The 18682-nt window shown below is 63.3% G+C and carries 18 protein-coding genes; 4 read left to right on the top strand and 14 right to left on the bottom strand.

The window, feature by feature from the left end:
• Positions 1–78: 78 nt before the first annotated feature.
• A complete protein-coding gene (locus tag GB927_RS26235; protein ID WP_256120177.1) occupies positions 79–1053 on the top strand; it encodes a helix-turn-helix domain-containing protein in 975 nt (324 codons plus the stop codon).
• Between the two features lie 19 nt (positions 1054–1072).
• On the opposite strand, the gene GB927_RS26230 is transcribed toward GB927_RS26235, so the two are convergent.
• The 7 genes from GB927_RS26230 to GB927_RS26200 form a co-directional block, all read right to left on the bottom strand.
• Complete coding sequence (locus GB927_RS26230) at positions 1073–1672, bottom strand: histidine phosphatase family protein (RefSeq protein ID WP_256120176.1); 600 nt, start codon at positions 1670–1672, stop codon at positions 1073–1075.
• Positions 1669–2709 carry an ABC transporter ATP-binding protein gene (locus tag GB927_RS26225; protein WP_256120175.1) on the bottom strand — a complete coding sequence of 347 codons (1041 nt, stop codon included), beginning with the start codon at positions 2707–2709 and terminating at the stop codon, positions 1669–1671. The genes GB927_RS26230 and GB927_RS26225 overlap by 4 nt, the downstream gene beginning before the upstream one ends.
• Positions 2710–2720: 11 nt before the next feature.
• Positions 2721–4448, bottom strand: a complete 1728-nt coding sequence (locus tag GB927_RS26220; RefSeq protein ID WP_256120174.1) for an ABC transporter permease — start codon at positions 4446–4448, stop codon at positions 2721–2723.
• A gap of 51 nt (positions 4449–4499) precedes the next feature.
• Positions 4500–5612: an ABC transporter substrate-binding protein gene (locus GB927_RS26215; protein ID WP_256120173.1), complete on the bottom strand. Its 1113-nt coding sequence runs from the start codon at positions 5610–5612 to the stop codon at positions 4500–4502.
• Between the two features lie 83 nt (positions 5613–5695).
• Positions 5696–6553 carry a MurR/RpiR family transcriptional regulator gene (locus GB927_RS26210; RefSeq protein ID WP_256120171.1) on the bottom strand — a complete coding sequence of 286 codons (858 nt, stop codon included), beginning with the start codon at positions 6551–6553 and terminating at the stop codon, positions 5696–5698.
• A 226-nt stretch (positions 6554–6779) separates the two neighbouring features.
• Positions 6780–7385, bottom strand: coding sequence for a nucleoside deaminase (locus GB927_RS26205; protein ID WP_256120170.1), 606 nt, complete (start codon positions 7383–7385; stop codon positions 6780–6782).
• Positions 7386–7464: 79 nt separating this feature from the next.
• Positions 7465–8952, bottom strand: coding sequence for a nucleobase:cation symporter-2 family protein (locus GB927_RS26200; RefSeq protein ID WP_435268877.1), 1488 nt, complete (start codon positions 8950–8952; stop codon positions 7465–7467).
• Between the two features lie 711 nt (positions 8953–9663).
• On the opposite strand from GB927_RS26200, the gene GB927_RS26195 reads away from it, so the two are divergent.
• Positions 9664–10362 (top strand): class I SAM-dependent methyltransferase, encoded by a 699-nt coding sequence (locus tag GB927_RS26195; protein WP_256120168.1) that lies wholly within the window; start codon positions 9664–9666, stop codon positions 10360–10362.
• On the opposite strand, the gene GB927_RS26190 is transcribed toward GB927_RS26195, so the two are convergent.
• Genes GB927_RS26190 through GB927_RS26175 form a run of 4 tightly spaced genes read right to left on the bottom strand, consistent with a single transcriptional unit; the run spans position 10334 to position 14175 of the window.
• Entirely contained in the window at positions 10334–11131 is a 798-nt protein-coding gene (locus GB927_RS26190; protein ID WP_256120243.1) for an ABC transporter ATP-binding protein, read from the bottom strand. The two genes, GB927_RS26195 and GB927_RS26190, sit on opposite strands and share 29 nt — an antisense overlap.
• An 8-nt stretch (positions 11132–11139) precedes the next feature.
• The gene (locus tag GB927_RS26185) at positions 11140–12177 is read right to left on the bottom strand and encodes a FecCD family ABC transporter permease (protein ID WP_256120167.1); all 1038 of its coding nucleotides are present in this window, start codon (positions 12175–12177) and stop codon (positions 11140–11142) included.
• On the bottom strand, positions 12174–13178 hold the full coding sequence (locus GB927_RS26180) for a FecCD family ABC transporter permease (RefSeq protein WP_256120242.1): 1005 nt from the start codon (positions 13176–13178) through the stop codon (positions 12174–12176). The genes GB927_RS26185 and GB927_RS26180 overlap by 4 nt, the downstream gene beginning before the upstream one ends.
• Before the next feature lie 19 nt (positions 13179–13197).
• Complete coding sequence (locus GB927_RS26175) at positions 13198–14175, bottom strand: ABC transporter substrate-binding protein (RefSeq protein ID WP_439655532.1); 978 nt, start codon at positions 14173–14175, stop codon at positions 13198–13200.
• A gap of 222 nt (positions 14176–14397) precedes the next feature.
• Here GB927_RS26175 and GB927_RS26170 point away from each other — a divergent pair, with 222 nt between their 5' ends.
• On the top strand, positions 14398–15279 hold the full coding sequence (locus GB927_RS26170; RefSeq protein WP_256120166.1) for a LysR family transcriptional regulator: 882 nt from the start codon (positions 14398–14400) through the stop codon (positions 15277–15279).
• A 16-nt stretch (positions 15280–15295) separates the two neighbouring features.
• On the opposite strand, the gene speB is transcribed toward GB927_RS26170, so the two are convergent.
• Positions 15296–16258 carry an agmatinase gene (gene speB, locus GB927_RS26165; RefSeq protein ID WP_256120165.1) on the bottom strand — a complete coding sequence of 321 codons (963 nt, stop codon included), beginning with the start codon at positions 16256–16258 and terminating at the stop codon, positions 15296–15298.
• Between the two features lie 10 nt (positions 16259–16268).
• On the bottom strand, positions 16269–16616 hold the full coding sequence (locus tag GB927_RS26160) for a creatininase family protein (RefSeq protein ID WP_256120164.1): 348 nt from the start codon (positions 16614–16616) through the stop codon (positions 16269–16271).
• On the opposite strand from GB927_RS26160, the gene GB927_RS26155 reads away from it, so the two are divergent.
• Entirely contained in the window at positions 16588–17052 is a 465-nt protein-coding gene (locus GB927_RS26155; RefSeq protein ID WP_256120163.1) for a substrate-binding domain-containing protein, read from the top strand. The genes GB927_RS26160 and GB927_RS26155 overlap by 29 nt on opposite strands.
• A 168-nt stretch (positions 17053–17220) precedes the next feature.
• Here GB927_RS26155 and GB927_RS26150 read toward each other — a convergent pair whose 3' ends face one another.
• The gene (locus GB927_RS26150) at positions 17221–18678 is read right to left on the bottom strand and encodes an aldehyde dehydrogenase family protein (protein WP_256120240.1); all 1458 of its coding nucleotides are present in this window, start codon (positions 18676–18678) and stop codon (positions 17221–17223) included.
• Positions 18679–18682 lie beyond the last annotated feature (4 nt).

The raw sequence follows: 18682 nt of genomic DNA, 5'->3' as shown, positions 1-18682 counted from the left end.
ATCGAGCGGGATGCAGACGTTGTGGACGCGAACGCGTGACATATCGGTGCTCCTTCGGTTATTGGGATCACGGACAGAATGGCGCTGCACGCTGTCCAGATTGAGGTCGCATGCCGCGAGGATGGCATGCTGCGGCCCATTTCACAGGCTCGGTTCTTGCTCTTCTCGGGGGACGGAATGACACCATCGCGGGCGCGGCAGCTTTATTCGGGTGAGAAACGTCATGGGCTCTCCTTGCCGCGCCTCCAGGCCACCTATGCCTGGATGCCGCCATTCGAGGGTGCCTCCCGCACGCGCGCCAATCGGCTCGAAGTCGTCTTCTCCTGCCACGACCGTGTCGCACTGGAACAATCGGGACGGACCTACGATGTCGAGGTTGCCGCCGGGGGCTTTTATGTGATCGGCGAGGAGCCCACGACGCTCCTGAGCGTGCCCGAACACAGCGACACGCTGGAAATGTATCCGCATACGTCGCTGCTGGATGCGGTAGCCGAGGAAATCGGTCGCAAGGTGCCTCTCGAACCGACGCTGGGACGGCACAAGGGACGTCAGCAATTCGCCGTCGAACCCCTCATGCTGGGCATCGCCCACGTCTTGCGACAGGCGTGTCTGGGGCAGCGCACACTGTCGCCCATCGAGGCCAGCGGCCTCGAACATGCCCTGGTCCGGCATTTGCTGGGTCCGGGGAAGGCACCCCACCCCAAAGGCCAGCTTCGCGCCTCCGTCCTCGCCAGGGTGGTCGAGAAGATCGAAAGCGACGTCGCGCAGGTCCTGACCCTTGACGATCTTGCATCGGAAGCGGGTCTCAGCCCTTTCCATTTTGCGCGTGCTTTCCGCAGAACCACCGGCTTGGCTCCCCATCGCTACGTTCTGGCAAGGCGGATGGACCTGGCCAAGAACCGGATTCTCAACACCCGCCTGCCGATTACGGACATAGCCGCATCGATCGGGTTCGAAAATCCGCACCACTTCCGGCGACAATTCCGGGCCGAATTCGGCGTGCTGCCCGGCGATATGCGCGGTGCGGGCTCTCGCGAAACAACCGCGGAGTAATCCCGAACCGTCGCTCCACTTAATCCGGCGCGTCGAGAACGGATGAAAATGTTGTCGCGTTGAACACTTCGAGCCTTGCTTCCCCCTTCGGGAAGGCGAGGATGGTCAGGCTGGCCGGGCCAGCCGGGATGATCCGCGCCGGTGCAAGTCCGAGCGTGCTGTCGAGCGCCGCCCGGATCACGCCGCCGTGGCAGACCATCAGGATCGTTTCGTCCGGCATGTCGATGGCGGCCTGGATTGCCTGCCTGATCCGGGCGCGGAAATCGGCCCAGATCTCTCCGTTCTCCGGCGCGAAGGTGCCGGCCCGCCAGCCTGCATAGGCCGCTGGTGTCTCGGCCATGAGCGTTGCGATCTCTGCGCCGGTCCAGTTCCCGACGCTCTGCTCGCGCAGCAGCGGTTCGCGCACGGCATCCGCATAGCCAAGCAGTGCCGCGGTCGCGACCGCCCGTTTCAGGTCGGAGGTCAACACCACGTCCGGCGCATAGGTCGCAACCATAGAAGCGAGCGTGCGCGCCTGTTGTTCGCCAAGCGCCGATAGTCCGATATCGGCCTGTCCCTGCAGGCGCCGGATGGCGTTCCACTCGCTTTCGCCGTGTCGCACCAGGAGAATGCGTTTCATGAAATACGTTTTCCTTCACTGTCGAAAATCGCTGCGGCTGCGGGAGGCAGCCGGAAGCGGAGATTGGATGGTAACCGGTCCGTACTGTCCGTTATGGCGGTGATACGGACACCATTGGCCACCCCCGTCACGAGCCGGCGGCCGGCCATGGGCACGACTTCGGCAAGCGTCACGCTCACCGTGCGCGGCCCTGCCTCGTCGGCAAGTTCGATGGTCTCGGCCCGGACCATGGCGTGCCCCGCAATGTCCGGCAGGGCTGCGTCCGCGATGGTGCCCAGCCATTTGCCGTCGGCGATCGGGATGAGATTGGCCGCCGGGGTGCCGACAAAACCGGCCACGAAGGCCGAGGACGGTTCGGCGAGCAGGCGCTCCGGCGCATCGAACTGTTCGATCCGGCCGTGGTTCATGACCGCAACATGGCTTGCCATGGTCATCGCCTCGACCTGGTCATGCGTGACATAGACCGAGGTGGCGCCCGTGGCGGCGTGGACCTTGAGCAGTTCGAACCGCATCTCGACGCGCAGGGTGGCATCGAGATTGGAGAGCGGCTCGTCGAACAGCATCACCTTCGGGCGCGGCGCGATCATGCGGGCAAGCGCGACGCGCTGCTGCTGTCCGCCGGAGATCTCGCCCGGGTAGCGCTGGGCGAGTTGCGTGATCCCGAGCATCTCCATGGCTTCGGCGATGCGCGCCCGGCGCTCTTCGGCAGGCAGCCGTGCGACCTTCAGCGGCCAGTCTATGTTGCCGGCCACGGTCATGTGCGGCCAGAGCGCATAGGACTGGAAGACGAGGCCGGCGTCGCGTCGCGCCGGCGGCAGGGCGAAGCCGGAACCACCATCGGCGACCAACATGTCGCCGAACCGGATCTGGCCGCCGGTCGGCTGTTCGAGGCCCGCCAGCATGCGAAGCATGGTGCTTTTGCCGCAGCCGGACGGGCCGAGCAGCACGAGGAAGGCACCTTCCGGCACCGAAAAGCTGACATCGTCGACGACGCGGGTGCCGGCAAAGGATTTGGAGACCTGGTTGAGCGAAATCACGGGGCGGGCTCTCACGCAAAGGTCTGGCGCCGGCGGCCGCGCAGAAGCGTGGCGGCGCAGGTGGCCAGCATGGAGATGACGAGAATGACGAGGGTGACGGCATTGGCGAACTGATGGAACCCGTCGGAGGCATAGCTGTAGGACAGGACGGCGAGCAGCGGCGATGTCGGCGTGTAGAGCAGCACGGTGATCGCAAGATCGCCGATGACATTGACGAAGGAGATCAGCAGGCCGGCGGCAAGTCCGCGCGCTGCCAGCGGCAGGGTGATGGCCCAGAGCCGGTGGAAGAAACCGGCCCCGGTCATACGCGCCGCTTCGTCGATATCGCCGGAAATCTGCGCCACGGTCGCCCTCCCCGTCTGCACGGCAAACGGCAGCATCGCGGCCGTCAGCGCCAGGCCAAGCAGCAGCTTGGTGCCGTAGAGGGCGGGCAGCGGACCGATCGGCGCGCCGTAAAGGGCGATATAGGCGGCCGCAAACGCGATGCCGGGCAGGAGCATAGGCAGGAAGCTCAATTGCGAGACCGCATTGCTCAGCACCGGAACCTTCTGGCGCGTCAGCGCGACGGCGATCAATAGGCCGAGGGCATTGGCGGCGAAGACCACGCCCGCCCCAAGCATCAGCGTCGTCGTCAGTGCCGAGATCAATTGCGGATGGTGGAAGATACCGGGCTGGCCGCGGGCGAAGGCGGGGTCCGCCGCGCCGATCCAGTAGTGCAGCGTCCAGTCGGAAAACAGCGAGAGGGACGAGGGTGCGAGGCTGGCTGCAAGAAGAAGCAGGATCGGCAGGAGTGTGGTGAGGATGCAGACGGTCCAGGCCAGGAGCGCAAGCGGCAGCCGCATCGTGCCAAGGGTGAAGCGACGAGGCCGCGCGCCCTTGCCGCTGATGGTGGCGAAGCTGCGCCGGCTGTTGAGAATGCGGTTGCCGATGCCGAGGAAGATTGCGGAAATCGCGATCAGCAGAATAGCGAGAACATAACCGCGCTCCGTCTGGCCGATCTCGATCATGCCGAACAACCGGGTCGACAGCGTCTGCATGCGGACCGGCAGCCCGAGCAGGGCGGGAGCGGCGAAATTCGACACGGCGCCCGCGAAGGCGAGCGACCCGCCGGCGATAACGGCCGGGGTGACGACGGGCAGCACGATGCCGAACAGGATGCGCTTGCGCGATGCACCCGTCATCTGTGCGGCCTCGACCAGATCGCCGTTGACGGTCGAAAGGGCGGCGGCAATCACCGTGAAGGCCAGCGCATAGTAGTGCGCGATCAGCACGACGATCGTCGGCACCATGCCCCAGGACAACCAATCCGGCACGCTGAAGCCGAGGCCTTCGAGGAGGCCTCCCGCGCCGCCGACGCGGCCATTGCGGAAAACGCTGCCCCAGGCGAGCGCGGTCGCGAAGCTCGGAATCATGAAGGGAAGCGTTGCCATGAAGGCGATGAGCGGACGGCCCGGAACATCGGTCATCACCACGAGCCAGGCGAGGAAGCCGCCGAGCAGCACGCAGCCGCCGGCTACAGCCAGCCCGATGATCATGGTGTTGGTCGCGGGGCGCCAGAACAGGTTCTGCGACAAGCGGCTGGCGAGAACATCGGCCCAGGCGCCGCCGCCGGACTGGAGGGTCTGGATAAGGATCGTCGCAAGGGGAGCGGCGACCAGGACAACGAGGATCAGGGCCATGGCAGCGGTCAGGCCATAGCGGGCGAGCGACGGCCTGAGGCGGCGAAGCGGGACTGTCATGCGGAACTCCGGAGTGGACGGGTGCCGTGGCGCCCGTCTTGTCCCGTCAGGTTATTGCAGCGCGAGGACGAAATCAGCGACATTCGCCCGGATCTTGGCCGTTTCGGCGGCATCGATCTGCCAGCTCTTGAAGTCGGAAAGCGGGATGGCGTCGGGATGCTGGGCAAGGTCGGTGCGGGTCGGCCAGTCGCCGGCGACGTAGAACGGCTTGAAGCCATCGCCACCGGTGTTGCTGTCGTCGCCCATCATGAAATCGATGGCGAGGCGTGCTGCGGCCGGATTGGCGGCCGTGGCGTTGAGCGCAAGGAAGGCCGGAAAGACGATGCCGTTCGACGGCTCGATATCGTTGGCGACCTGCAAGGCCCAGCCTTCATCTTCATTGTCGCGGCGATCCGAATAGCTGGTGAAGCCGATGGGCGGGTTCTTCTGGCCCTTCGCGCCGATCGCCTTGTTGACGTCGTCCGTCGAGCCGACCAGGACGAGATCGTTGGCGAAGAGATCGGTGATGAACTGCTCGCCGGCATTATCGATCCCCTCGCCAAGCGCGATCGGCTTGCCGAAGGCAGCCTCATAGGCCTTGGCCATGTCGTCCGACTTCAGGACGATCTCCGTCATGAGGTCGAGGTAGTCGCCGCGTTGCAGCGGATCGACCATGATCACGCGGCCCTTCCACTCCGGTTTGGTGAGATCCCAGAGGTTCTTGACGGGGGAGCCGTCGGGATAGGCTTCCTCGTTGTACATCAGCACCTTCGTCGAAAGACGCTGTGCGAGAAGCGGCGACTTGAACTGCTCCGGCACCAGGCTTTCCATGCGCGGCGGCACGTAGCGGGTCACAAGGTTCTGGCTTGCAAGCTCCGTCAACACGACGGGCGCATCGGAGATGTAGATGACGTCGGCACCCGCAACCCCGGCGGCGGCCTCGCTCTTGATGCGGGCGATCTGCTCGGTCGACGACATGTCGAAGGCCACCATGTCTATGCCGGGATAGGCCGCCTCGAAGGCCTCCTCCACCCGGCCAATGCGGCTGGTGAAGGCGTAGACGGTGACCTTGGCTTCTTTTTTCGCAAGCGGCAGCAGGTCCGCGACGGACTTGCTGTCGAGGTCCTGGGCATAGGCGGACGTGGCCAGCGCCAGCGCACAGAATGGGGCGAGCATTTTCAACATGTGGGGAACTCCTCTTGTGGATGGTGTACCCCATGTAGTGTTTTCTTGCAACAATTATATGACATGCAAGTTTACTTGCATAATCAGTCTCCGAATTGCGTGATCAGGGCGCCCAGGCGGTCGAGTTTCGCAAGCGCGTCCGGTCCCCGCCTGTCCGCAAGGGCGAGAACAACGGCATTGCAGAGCGCCATCGGCACGGTCAGCGTCTGGTAGCTCTCCCGGCTGCCGGCGCGAGGTGCGGAGAGTAGGAGATCGGGTTTTGGCTGCAGCGAGGGACCGATGGTGCCGGACACCGTTACCGTCGAGGCCATCACGTCGCGTGCAACGTCCATGATGCGGCTGTAGTCCGGAGGCTGGCGGCGGAAGGCAAACATGAGGACGGCATCGTCCCGGCCGAGCGTCAGCATCTGCTCGGCGAGATCCCGGCGGTTTCCCGTCAGCCGCAGGGTGACGATGCCAAGCCGCCGCAGTCGACGCTCCATCAGGAGAACCAGCGTTTCGGCATTGCCGTGCCCGTAGATGAAAACCCGGGCGCGGTCGAGCATGGAAGCAGCCTCGACGATCTGCTCATCTGTGACATGGTCGGAGACCGCTCCCAGCGCAGCCATCTCCTGGTCGATCAACAGCGGCAGAAAACCTTGCCGCCTGCTTTCGCTGAGCGTCGCGGAAATCCGGCTGGCCGGGGCCGAACTGCGCAGGAACTCATCCCGCAGATGCGCGCGGAACTGCGCATAGGTCGCAAAGCCGAGCTTGCGCGACAGCCGCGACGTCGTCGCCTCATGCACGTTGAGCCGTGCCGCAAATTCGCTGGACGTGCCAAGCGCAATCTCCCGCGGCGCCTTCAAAAGCTCCGAGATCAACCGCTGCTCCGTGTCCGTCAGCGTATGCGCAACGTCCTGCACACGCTCGACAAGGGATTTGTGGTCCGCATCCTCATCCATATCCGGCACCTGTTGCTGTCGCTCAATCCCTAGAACTTCGAGCGTGGCAGAGCAACGGTCGTTGGCGAAGCATGTGGGGCGGCGAGCCGATGCTCCAAGCACCGATGGGAGCCTGCTGCTACTCGGAGCAGGCAGATGGCTTGACCGGATTTGAATCCACCAAACACGCCACCAGGGGAGAAACCGCCGGCAGCGTGTTCGGGGGAGGAGCTGGGTAAGGAAGAGGTTAGTTGAGGGGGATGGCGTTGCCGTCCTTGCTTGCCTGGTAGACGACGGAGAGGTCGTCGTATTTCAGGCGGATGGCTTCGGCTCGCTCCCTAAATTCCTCGCGCTGCGGCTCGGGAAGCCGGTCGATCAGGGCTTGGATCGATCGGCCCTTCCAGAAGGCGTTCGTCTTGTTGTAGCCGCCGGCGTCCAGTGTGAAGACTTCCTTCAGGATCTTCAGATCGTGCGGGATGGAAAACGCGTCGCGGGAATCCTCGTGGCTGAAGAAGTAGAAGAAGTTGTCGAAGCCGGCCCAGGTGATCGCCGAAAGGCACATCGAGCAGGGCTCGTGCGTCGATAGGAAGATGAGATCCTTCGAGTCCGGCCGGTCGCATTGCGGCATCTCGTAAAACCGCTTCAGGGTATGAACCTCCCCGTGCCACAGAGGGTTTTCCATCTCGTTGTTGGTCTCGACGAGGACCGTCGAGAGGTCCGACTTGCGCAGCAGCGCTGCGCCGAAGACCTTGTTTCCGGCCGCAACGCCGGTTTCCGTGGCGGGGATAACGCCGTCCTCCATCGTGCCGAACAGGGCGTCGAGCAGGCGGCGGGTTTCGGTTTCTTCCGACATTTTGTCTCCTTTGAGGTCGGTGGAAAAGTGGGTCCGGATCAGGGGCCAATCCCGATCCGGATCGCGTGGTGCAAGGCGCCTAGTGGGCGGCTTCCGGGATCATCGGGATCTCGACACCCTTGGCGTCGTAGAGCCTGCCATTGAGGAAGTAGTCGCCGTCGTGCAGGCGGGCGATGTCCGTGTAGCGGATCGTTCGCTCCGTACCCGCCACGAAGACGGATTGCTGATCGGAGTTGCCGGCCTTGACATGGTTGAAAAGCAGGTTGAGGACGATGGCCATCAGGGCGGCTGAGCTGATGCCGGAATGGAAGATCGTCGCGACCCAGGCCGGGAAATGCTCGTAGAAACCCGGCGAGGCGATCGGGATCATGCCGAAGCCGATCGACGTCGCGACAATGACCAGGTTCATGTTGTTCTGGTAGTCGACCTTGGAGAGCGTGCGGATGCCGCTGGCCGCGACCGTGCCGAAAAGCACGATGCCGGCGCCGCCGAGCACCGAACTCGGCACCGCGGCCACGACGCGCCCCATGACGGGCAGCAAGCCGAGGATCACGAGGAACAGGCCGCCCGTCGCCACCACATAGCGGCTCTTGACGCCGGTGACGGCGACGAGGCCGACATTCTGTGCAAAGGCACTCTGGGTGAACGAGCCGAAGATCGGAGCGAGTATGCTGGAAAGCATGTCGGCGCGCAGCCCATCGCCGAGGCGGCGGGAATCTACCTTCGTCTCGACGATCTCGCCGACCGCCAGAATATCGGCCGAGGTCTCCACCAGAGTGACGACGATGACGATCAGCATGGAGATGATGGCCGCGATCTCGAAGGTCGGATAGCCAAAGTGGAAGATCGTCGGCAGCGCGAAGACGGGACCGTTTGTCACTTGCGAAAAATCGGTCATGCCGGCGGCGTAGGCAATGCCGGTTCCGATCACCAGGGCAAGCAGGATGGACAGCCGCGAGATCGAAGCGCTGCCCACCTTGCTGAGCAGGAGAACGATGGCAAGCGTTACGGCCGCAAGCTGGATGTTCGACGGGCTTCCGAAATCCGGCGCCTTGCTGTTGCCGCCCATGGCCCAGAAGGCTGCGACCGGCATCAGCGTCAGGCCGATCGTGGTAATGACGATGCCCGTGACGAGCGGCGGGAAGAAACGCGTGATCCGCGAGAAGACCGGCGTAATCAGGAGGCCGATCAACGAGGCGACAATGACGGCGCCCAGGATGGACGGAATGCCGCCATTGCCGGAAATGGCGACCATCGTCGCGACCCCGGAAAACGAGACGCCCTGCACGAGCGGCAGGCGGCTGCCGAAGAAGGGCAATCCCAGGGTCTGCAGGATGGTCGCAAGACCGCCCGCAAAAAGCGATGCCGTCACCAGAAGGCCGACATCGCTGGGGCTCAGCCCCGCTGCCTGGCCGACGATCAGGGGGACCGCGACGATGCCTCCATACATCGTCAGAACGTGTTGAAGCCCATAGGCGATGTTGGCGCCAATGCCGAGCTTTTCATCTTCCGGCCGTGCGATGGCCGCACTGTCTTCATCTGCTTTTGCCAAGGTAAACTCCTCCATACCTTTGCCTGCGTTGAACTGTGAGGTGAGCCCCGTTGCACTCAGGCGCTTCGGCATGGCCACGGGGCACGGACGCATGCCGGAGCGTTTCTCACGCCCGAAGCTGAGATCCGGGCGCCAGCCGACATGGTGCGGCAGGACAACCTGCCGGGAAGGTCAAATCGGCATCGCGCTGCCAGCCAACGTGATGGTTGGCAGCAAGCGAACGACATGCCGATGGGCTGCCCAAAGTGCGAGCAGAAGAAAAATCGTCAGGAAAGAGAGTATCAGCCGTCATGCCCACCAGCTTCCATAGTTGAACCGGCTTATGGCCGGTTTCGCCAGGACCCTGTTCCAGGAGGTGCGAGCTCCGGATCGTCATCAACATACGTTGAGCGGGGCATTTCTGTGCGGGCCTAGACCTGCACTGTCATAAAGCTTGCATTCTCATGGTGGAGCCTGTCAAGGCGAGGTGCCGATAATTCATTCGTTCGACCACACGCATCACGCCGTAGGCCTGTGCGTTCCGTGCCTCGAATTCAGCCAAAACCGGGCGTGGCCGCGCTCTATGCGGCCCACCGCCAGCACTATCTTTTCGAAAAAAGCAAAACAGCTTCGGCGAAACCGACATAGGAAGCGGCTGCAAACACGCGCGTTGTCGTATTTTGCACTTTTCGCAGGAGTGTCAGTATCTTAAAAGGTTGGCACGGGAAAATTGCATAGGAGACTGCGGTGAGCCAGGACCAGAAAACCATCACGACCTGGTATGTCGACCCGGACGCGGAAGACCGGATGTCGGATGGCCATGCGCCGATCTGGCGGCACCTCATCGAGTTGATCGTCGAGCGCGACCTCAGCCAGAAAAGCGTGCTCGATTTCGGCTGCAACCAGGGTGGCCTGCTGCGGCATCTCTATGCGCTCCGGCCCTTCCGCAAGGCCCTCGGCATCGACATCGCCGAACAGTCGGTCGCCAAGGCCGAGGCTTTCAAGGGCAATATTCCCGTCCAGCATGCCGTCGGCGGAACGCTTGAGGGATGGATCGAAGAGTTCGATCTCGCGATCAGCCACGAGGTGATCTATCTTATCGAGGATATCGACGCCCATGCCGCCGATATCTTCAAGGCTTTGAAGCCGGGCGGGGTCTACTACGCCGTCACGGGCTGCCACACCGACAATCCGCTCTGGCCGAAATGGCGCGAGCTGGTCGCCCAGCGCACGAACACGATCGTTCAGGATCGCTCGATCACCGACTACGCGAAGGCCTTCGCCAAGGCCGGTTTCCAGGTCTCCGCCCGTAAGCTGGAATATGATGGCTTCATTCCCTACTTCGCCGATGGCTGGACGCCGGATTTTGCCGATGCCCTCGACTACTACACACAGACGAAGATCGTCTTCCGGCTCATCAAGAACCAGACCGGTGCAGCTTCGTAAGCTCGACGTCGAAATGGGGCGGCTTGTCGGGCGCGACCTCGACGAAGCGGCCCCTCACCCGAAAGGTCTTTTCGATCAGGCCGCTTGCGGCGAGCGCCTTGGGCTCGCCGTCGAAGCGTAGTTCGCCCTTCTCCAGAAGGGAGATACGGTCGCTGACGGCAATCGCCTGGTTGATGTCGTGGATCGCCATGAGGATCGTCACGCCGCGCTCGCGGCTGAGGCGATGCACGAGGTCCAGCACCTCCACCTGGTAGCCGATATCGAGGAAGGACGTCGGCTCGTCCAGAAGCAGGATGCCGGCCTCCTGCGCAAGCGCTGCCGAAATCCATGCGCGCTGACGCTCGCCGCCGGAAAGCTCTTGCAATGTCCGATCGGCAAAGGCGGTCAGGCCCGTGCTTTCAAGTGCCCATTCGATCGCCTCCTCGTCCTTGCGGTCATAGGAGCGGAACAGGCCGACATGGGGAAAACGGCCCTGGCGCACAAGCTGGGCGATCGTCATCTCATCCGGGGCAGTCGGCTGCTGCGGCAGGAAGGCGAGCCTCTTGGCGATGTTACGCCGCGACATGGAGGCGACCGCGACGCCCTCAATGTCTGCCCTTCCCTTCGAGGGGGTGATCAGCCCGGCCAAGGCCTGGAGCGCCGTGCTCTTTCCCGATCCGTTCGGGCCGATCAGCGCGCGGATTTCCCCCTTCTCCATCGACAGGGAGAAATTGGCCAAGGCGCTGCGGCGACCATAGTGAACCGACAGTTGCGAGCAGGCGAGCGGCATGGGCGACCTCATGGAACCTTGCGCAGAAGCACGAGCAGGACGGGCACGCCCATGAGGGCGGTGACGACGCCGATCGGCACTTCCTCCGGCCCGCCGGCGAGCCGGCCGATCAGGTCGCCCAGCGTGACGATGACGGCGCCCAGAACGATGGTGAGCGGAAGGACCAGCGGGAAATGCCGCCCCGCAAGGAAGCGTGCCAGATGCGGAACGATCAGGCCGACGAAAACGACCGGCCCGACCGCGCCGACGGCACTGGCCGCGAGCGCGCAGGAGACGAGCAGGACAAAGGAGAACTGCTTTTTATAGGAAAGCCCGAAGGAGCGGGCGACGGCCGCGTCGAACCGAAGCAGGATGAGCGGCCGGTAGATCAGCGGAAGCATCGCGAGGCCGACGATTGTGAACGGCAGCAGGAACAAGGCGTGATCCCAGGTCCTCGCATAGAGGCTGCCGGAGAGCCATTCGAGGATGATCTCGATGCGCGCCGAACCCCATCCCGCAATCAGCCCTATCGCGATGGCGTGCAGCACCGCGCCGATGGCGATGCCGCAGAGCGTGATGCGCAGCGGGCTGAGATCGAGGCGGAAGGCAAGCAGATAGATGATGCCGCCCGCGATCATGCCGCCGATCATGCCGGCGGGCGGAAGCCAGGCGATGGGCAGTTCGTTGACGGAATAGGAATCGGGATTGGCCCGATAGACCGTGAAGAGAAGGAAGACCGTGACGGTCAGCGTCGCGCCCTGCGAGACGCCCATGAGCGAGGGATCGGCGAGCGGGTTGCGCGTGATGGTCTGGAGAAGCAGGCCCGCGAGGGCAAACTGCACGCCGGCGAGAATGCCCGTAACGATGCGGGGCAACCGGATATCGAGGATGATCGAGCGCGCTTCCGGCGACCCGCTTCCGGTCAGCGCCGACAGGACGTCGTGGGCGGGGATATCGACGATTCCGAGGAAAACGGCCGCCACGAACGACAGGAGGACGAGCACAAGGGCGGCAGGCAGGACCCAGCGGCTTGGCCGGCCGATCGCCGGGGCGTCGTTCAGGCTCATACCCCCTCCCCCTTGAAATCGAGCCGGCCACGCTGGATGAGGTAGACGAAGAGCGGACCGCCGAGCAGAGCGGTGACGATGCCGACCGGCAGTTCCTTGGGGATGGCGATGGTTCGCGCGATCAGGTCCGCCGCCGTCACGATCAGCGCGCCGATGGCGGCGGTGAGGCCGATCTCCCAGAGCGTACCCCGCGGCCGCAGCAGCCTCGCGATATGCGGCGCGGCCAGGCCGACGAACGCCACGGGGCCGGCGACAGGCGCAACACCCGCAACGGGGCATATGCCAAGCAGCAGCAGGACCGGTTTCCACAACGTGAGCTGCACCCCCATCGCCGCGGCGGAATGGTCGCTGAGGGCGAACATGGCGAGGACCCGATGGAGGAACAAGGCACCCAGCACCCCGATCAGCACCCATGGCAGCATCTGGAGCAGGTGCATCCAGGTCCGGCCGGCAAAGCCCCCGGCCAGCCAGAACAGCAGCGCCGTCGATTGCGGCCCCGCAAACAGCAGCACATAGATCGTGATCGCGCCGAGGAAGAGCGACACGCTGACGCCGCCGAGTGCCAGATGAAGCGGATGGCTGTTGCCGCCCCGCGCCACCCAGAACGTCACCGACGCCGCCGCAAGCCCGCCGGCAAGCCCGACGAGCGGATAATAGAGCCCGGAAACCCAGGGCAGGAAAACGAAACAGGTAACGATCGGCGCGATCGCTCCGGCCGTAACCCCCGTGATGCCGGGATCGGCGAGCGGGTTTCGGGTGAGCGACTGGAGGAGATAGCCCGACACGGCAAGCCCCGCGCCCGCCGTCGCGGCGGCAAGGCTCCGCGGCAGCCGCAGGGTCCAGACCAGGATCGACTCGATCTTGCCATCGGGGCTCACGAGCGCCCGCAGGACCGCATCGAACGAGAGCGTCCGCGCACCCGGCATCAGCCCGGCCGCAATGACAAGAAGGGTCGCGACGACGATGAAGCCGATGGCTATCGAGGATTTCCGTGCATCCATCGTCGTCGCGGTCAATCGCTTATTTCTGGAGTTCGGCCGGGATGATCTTGGCCGCTTCCGCCTTCACGTCAACCTTGGGGAAGACATCCGGATAGAGATAATGGGCCGCCTCGCGCAGAACGATCTCGCGCGCGATCGGACCGTTGGTCTCGACCCATTGGTCGCCGACATAGAAGACCCGGTTGTTCTTGACCGCCGTGAGCTCCTTCCAGATCGGATTGTTCTCATGCGGGCGATCCGGACCATAGTCATAGATGAACAGGACTTCCGGGTCCTTTTCGAGCATGGTTTCGAGGCTGAGATCGATGCCGAACTCGCCGCCCGGCGTCATGGCGCCGGCAATGTTCTCGCCGCCGATGGCGTTCACGATCGAGGCGGACGTGTTCTCGTCATGGAAGGCGAACGGCACCTCGCCGCCCCACATGATGGCATAGCGGGGATGCGTGTCCTTCGGCGCCTTGGCCGCAATCTCGGCGAGGTGCGCGCGGAAATCCCTGTTCAACTCGATACCGCGCTCGGGCTTGCCGAGAACCTTCGCCAGCGCTTCGATTTCCTTGTCGCTGCCATCGAGCAGCTCCATGTTCCAGGCGACGTAGGGCGCGATCTTCTCAAGCTGCGGCGCATTGCCGACGGTGTAGCGTCGGATGGCGACGATGAGGTCGGGCTTTGCTTCCGAAAGCAGTTCAAGGTTCGGCTTCGCGCGCTGGCCGATCTGCGTCATGCCCCCGGTGAGGCCGAGCAGGAATTCCGGCGGACGATCCGCCACCATGTAGGTGCTCGCCACCGGCTTGATGCCGAGTGCCAGCGCCACGTCGTCGGCGAAGAACGAGATCGAGGCGATCCGTTTCGGGTGGGCGGGGATTTCGACCTCGACGCCACGGTCGTCGGTGACCTTCTGCGTCGCGTCCTCGGCAAGGACGGGCATGGCCGCAAGGCAGACGGCGAATGCGCCGGACAAAACAGCGCGCCTGCTCGGCAAGGCAAAACTGGAAAACATGGTTCTCTCCCTCGATCAGTGATGACAGTGGCGGACCGCAGGCTGCGCACGCCGTTGCGCAGAATGCATGCTGCCGCCCGGCAGAAAGCCCGGCGTGCCTTGATCGCGCCGCTTGCGGATATCGGTCTTCAAGACTGGGCTTCCCGGATAATTCTTGTCGCTCCGGAAGAATGTGGATAGATATAGTCAACTTATTTGCAATCGAAAGATTCTCACGCCGGCATGAGAAATCCTCAATCCAACCGCATCAAACTGCCGCCGCTGGCGACGCTCCCCGCCTTCTCGATCGCCGCGCGCACGGGCAGCCTAACGCTGGCGGCGCGGGAACTGCACCTGACGCCCGGCGCGATCAGCCGGCAGATCAAGTCGCTTGAGGATACGCTCGGCGTTCAGCTGTTCCACAGAAGGCACAACGCAATCTCGCTCACAGATGCGGGGCGGCAGTACCTTATCCATGTGAATGCGGCGCTGGCCACGCTGGAAAACGGCACACTCGCCCTTTTGCCGGATCGCGTGCGCCTGGTGATCCAGGCGCCGATCACGCTGGCGCGGCGCTGGCTCATCCCGAGGATCGGCGCCTACCTGCAGGAAAACCCCAGCGTCGATCTCAACATACAGTCGCTCGCGCTCGGCGCCAGCGATCTGCCCGATGTCACGATCAGCTATACCAGAGGCGCCGACGAAACCCGGTTTCCCTCCGCCTTCCTGCTCGACCGGACGGTCGCCGTCTGTTCCCCGCTCCTGATCGGCAGCGTGGCCAAAACGGTGACGCCGGAGGCGCTGCTGGATCTGCCGATCCTGCTCGACACCGCAGATGCCTGGTCGTGGCGCCGCTGGTGCGAGGCAGCAGGCATACCCTTCCGGCCGCGCAGCGGAAGCATCACCTTCGACACCGACGAAGCCTCCATCGATGCCTGCATGACCGGACTCGGCATCGGCCAGGCAAGCCCCTTCCTGATCGAGAGGGAGTTGCGCGAAGGCCAGCTCATTCTCCTCCGCCCCACGATCAATCCCATCGTCGGAGCCTACGAGATCGCCGGATCCACCCCGACCGGCAGGGCGGTCGGGTTCAACCAATGGCTCCAGACCTCGCAGGCGGCGTGACGTCTGCTTTTGATCGTCAACGCAGGCGGCAGCGGTCGACCTGTCTTGCCATGACGCACATCAGCTCGAAGAGGATGGTGGCGCCGGCGATCGCGGTCATGCCGGCGAGGTCGAATGGCGGGGCAACTTCCACGACATCGGCGCCGACAAGGTTCAGACCATCGAGGCGCCGCACCAGGTCCTGAGCTTCCCTGGTCGTAAAGCCGCCGATTTCCGGCGTGCCGGTGCCTGGCGCCATGGATGGATCGATCGAGTCAATATCGAAGGTCACATAAGTCGGTGCGTCGCCAACGATGTCGCGAACCTCGGCCATTATGGCCTCGGGACCGCGCGCGCTGAACTCTTCCATATAGATGATGCGCACACCCTGCGCCTTGGCCCAATCATGTTCGTCCGGCGAATAGATAGAGCCGCGAATTCCGATCTGCACCACCCTGCGGGGATCGAGCAGGTTTTCCTCGATTGCGCGACGGAACGGCGTGCCATGCGTGTACGGGTTGTCGCCGAAATAGGTGTCGTTGGTGTCCGAATGCGCATCGAAGTGGATGAGGCCGACCGGCGCTTTCCTGGCGACCGCCCGCAGAACCGGAAGCGTGGTAAGATGATCGCCACCGACACAAAGCGGCAGTGCACCAGCGTTGACGATATCCGCAACACCACCCTCGATGAGCTTCAGGCCATCGAGGAGATCGATCGGATTGACGGAAAGGTCGCCGACATCGGCAATATTGGCGATCTTGAACGGCTCGGTCTTGAAGACGTGATGGGTGCTACGCATGAGGCTGGACTGGTTGCGGACTTCGCGCGGGCCGTGTCGCGCACCGGCACGGTTGGTCGTTCCGCCGTCCCAGGGGATGCCTGCAAGCGCGATATCGAGCCCTTCGGCCGAGGCGACGGCGGGCAGCCGCATGAATGTCGCATGGCCTGCAAAGCGCGGCACCTTGGCGGCATCGACCGGCTGGTGGAATTTCTCTCCCATGATCAAAGTCCTATTTGAATTCTTCGTTGATGATGTCGATCATCCGGCCGACGCTGTCGGCCAGGAGCCATTCGCCCTTTTCCGCCGTCGAGCCTTCCGTCATGGACAGGACCCCGGATGGCGGCACTTCGACGGGCGGCTTGGGAAAACGATCGTAGGGCCGGAATTGTGCCGGCCCACCATGCAGGGCGCGGGTAAGATCGACGAGGTCGGGCCTGATCGCCAGCATCAGGGAGGTCTCGAGCACGCTCGCATGCTCGAGTTCGATGCCGGGATAACCATCGGGGAAGATGCGCGCGATGGTCTCGGGCCCCGCAAATTCCCAGAAGGTGGCCGACGGGGACCTCGATATCGTCATCGGCCCCCTCTCCCAAAAAGCGCCGAGTGTCACCTATCGCGACTTCGCAACGGAACCGCATTCACTCTATTGCGGCGCCGCACATCCGCTTTTTGCCAGAAACGACAAAGATCTCGACATGAAGGACATCGAGAACAGCCGGTTCTGCGTGCGGCGCTACCGGCATTTCGACGACCTCTATATCGTCGGCCATCCCCGCGCCAGCGCATCGGCCGTAGAGATGGAAGCGCAAGCCATGATGATTTTATCAGGCCATTTCATCGGCTTCCTGCCCTGCCATTTCGCCGAGCCCTGGGTGAAAACCGGCGAGTTGAGAGCCTTGAAGAAGGGAACCTTCGACTTCTCCTCCACACATCGCATCGCGTATCGGACTGCAAACGCGGCGAACCCCTTGGTCGTTGCTTTCTTGCAGGCCTTGCTCGAGCCAGCGAGATGAAATCTAGCGCTCCGTCCCTTGACGGAATTCAAACAGCTGGCCCCTCGTGTAGACAAGGATCATGCAGACTAGGACTTAATCAGTTTCCAGCGAAGCGGTTCTCAAATGCGGCGGCTACAATGTATCCATCACTCTTCTACTTCGGCAATTTGCGAATCCGACAAGACGTCAAAGCGCAATTTTGATCGTCTTCATCTGGGTGAATTCCAGCAGTTCCTCGATCGATTCTTCACGCCCCACGCCGGAAAGCTTGTAGCCGCCGAACGGTGCGCCGATGTAATGGGATGACGTGTCGTTGACCCACACGAAGCCGGACTGGACCTGCCGGGCCGCGCGATGGGCCGTGGTGACATTCGTTGTGTAAATCGCCGCGGTGAGCCCGTAGTCGACACTGTTGACATGGCGCATCATGTCCGCCTCGTCAGTCCATTTGATCACGGCGAGGACTGGCCCGAAGATCTCTTCGTGCGCGATCGCCATGTCGGGCGTGACATCGGTAAAGATCGTAGGCTCGATGAAGTAACCATTGGCAAGGTCGGGCAACGTCGGGCGCGCGCCACCCAGCCGGAGCGTCGCGCCCTGCTGCTTGCCGAGCTCAATGTAACCCATGATCTTCTCGTACTGCGCCTTGGAGATGATGGCGCCCATATTCGTTGCCGGGTCTGTGGCAAGGCCGGGCTTAAAGCGTCGCGTCGCGGCGATGATGCCCTCAACGACAGCATCGTGGATATCTGCGTGGACGAAGAGCCGCGATGTCGAACCACAGGACTGGCCGCACCAGGTGAAGTTCATGCCCCGTACCGCACCCTCGACGGTGCGGCCGATATCGGCATCGGCATAGACGATCAACGCGTTCTTGCCCGAGAGCTCACAGATCATCGGTTTCAGTCGGTCGGCGCAGGCCTTCGCAACCGCTTTTCCAGTGGCGATGCTACCGACAATCGACACCATGGCGACATCGCGGTGCGTGACCAGCGCCTGGGTGGATTCAAGCCCACAGGTCATGAAGTTGATGACACCCGGTGGCGCAATACCGTCGATCAATTCCGCCAACCGCAGAGCGGAGAGCGGGGCCTGCGGCGAAGGCTTCATGATCACGCTGTTTCCAGCTGCCAACGGCGCGCCGAGCTTGCCGCCGGCAAAGGAGAGCGGGTGGTTGAAAGCGCCGATCCGGAGGCAGACACCCCAGGGTTCGCGCACTGTCATGCACATCATGTCCTGGCCAGCGGGGATCGTGCTGCCTTTGGCTTCAAGCGCCACGCCGGCAAAATAGTCGAGCTTTGTGGCGGCGTTTTCGGCATCGCGCAACAGTGCGGTGACAGGATTGCCACAGTTGGCCGCATCGAGAAGGGCGAGCTCCTCGGCATTCTTCCGAATGACAGCCGCAATCTCACGCAATAAGGACGAGCGCGTCTTCGGTAGCGTTCCCTGCCAGTCTTCGAAACCCGAGCGAGCCGCAGCGATCGCCGTTTCAACATCGCTGATATCGGCCTGCGCAACCGGGCCTAGGCTCTCACCGGTCGACGGGTTGAACACATCCGTATAGCCGCCATTGGGAGCGTGCCAGCGGCCGCCATAATAGAGATCGCGATTTGCGGGAAGGACCGACTGTATTGTTCTGCTCATCACT

The organism is Shinella lacus (genome assembly GCF_010994755.1).
GTDB classification, from domain to species: Bacteria; Pseudomonadota; Alphaproteobacteria; order Rhizobiales; family Rhizobiaceae; genus Shinella; species Shinella lacus.
Note: the sequence above shows the minus strand (reverse complement) of the source record. Positions and strands in the feature narration are given on the sequence as shown.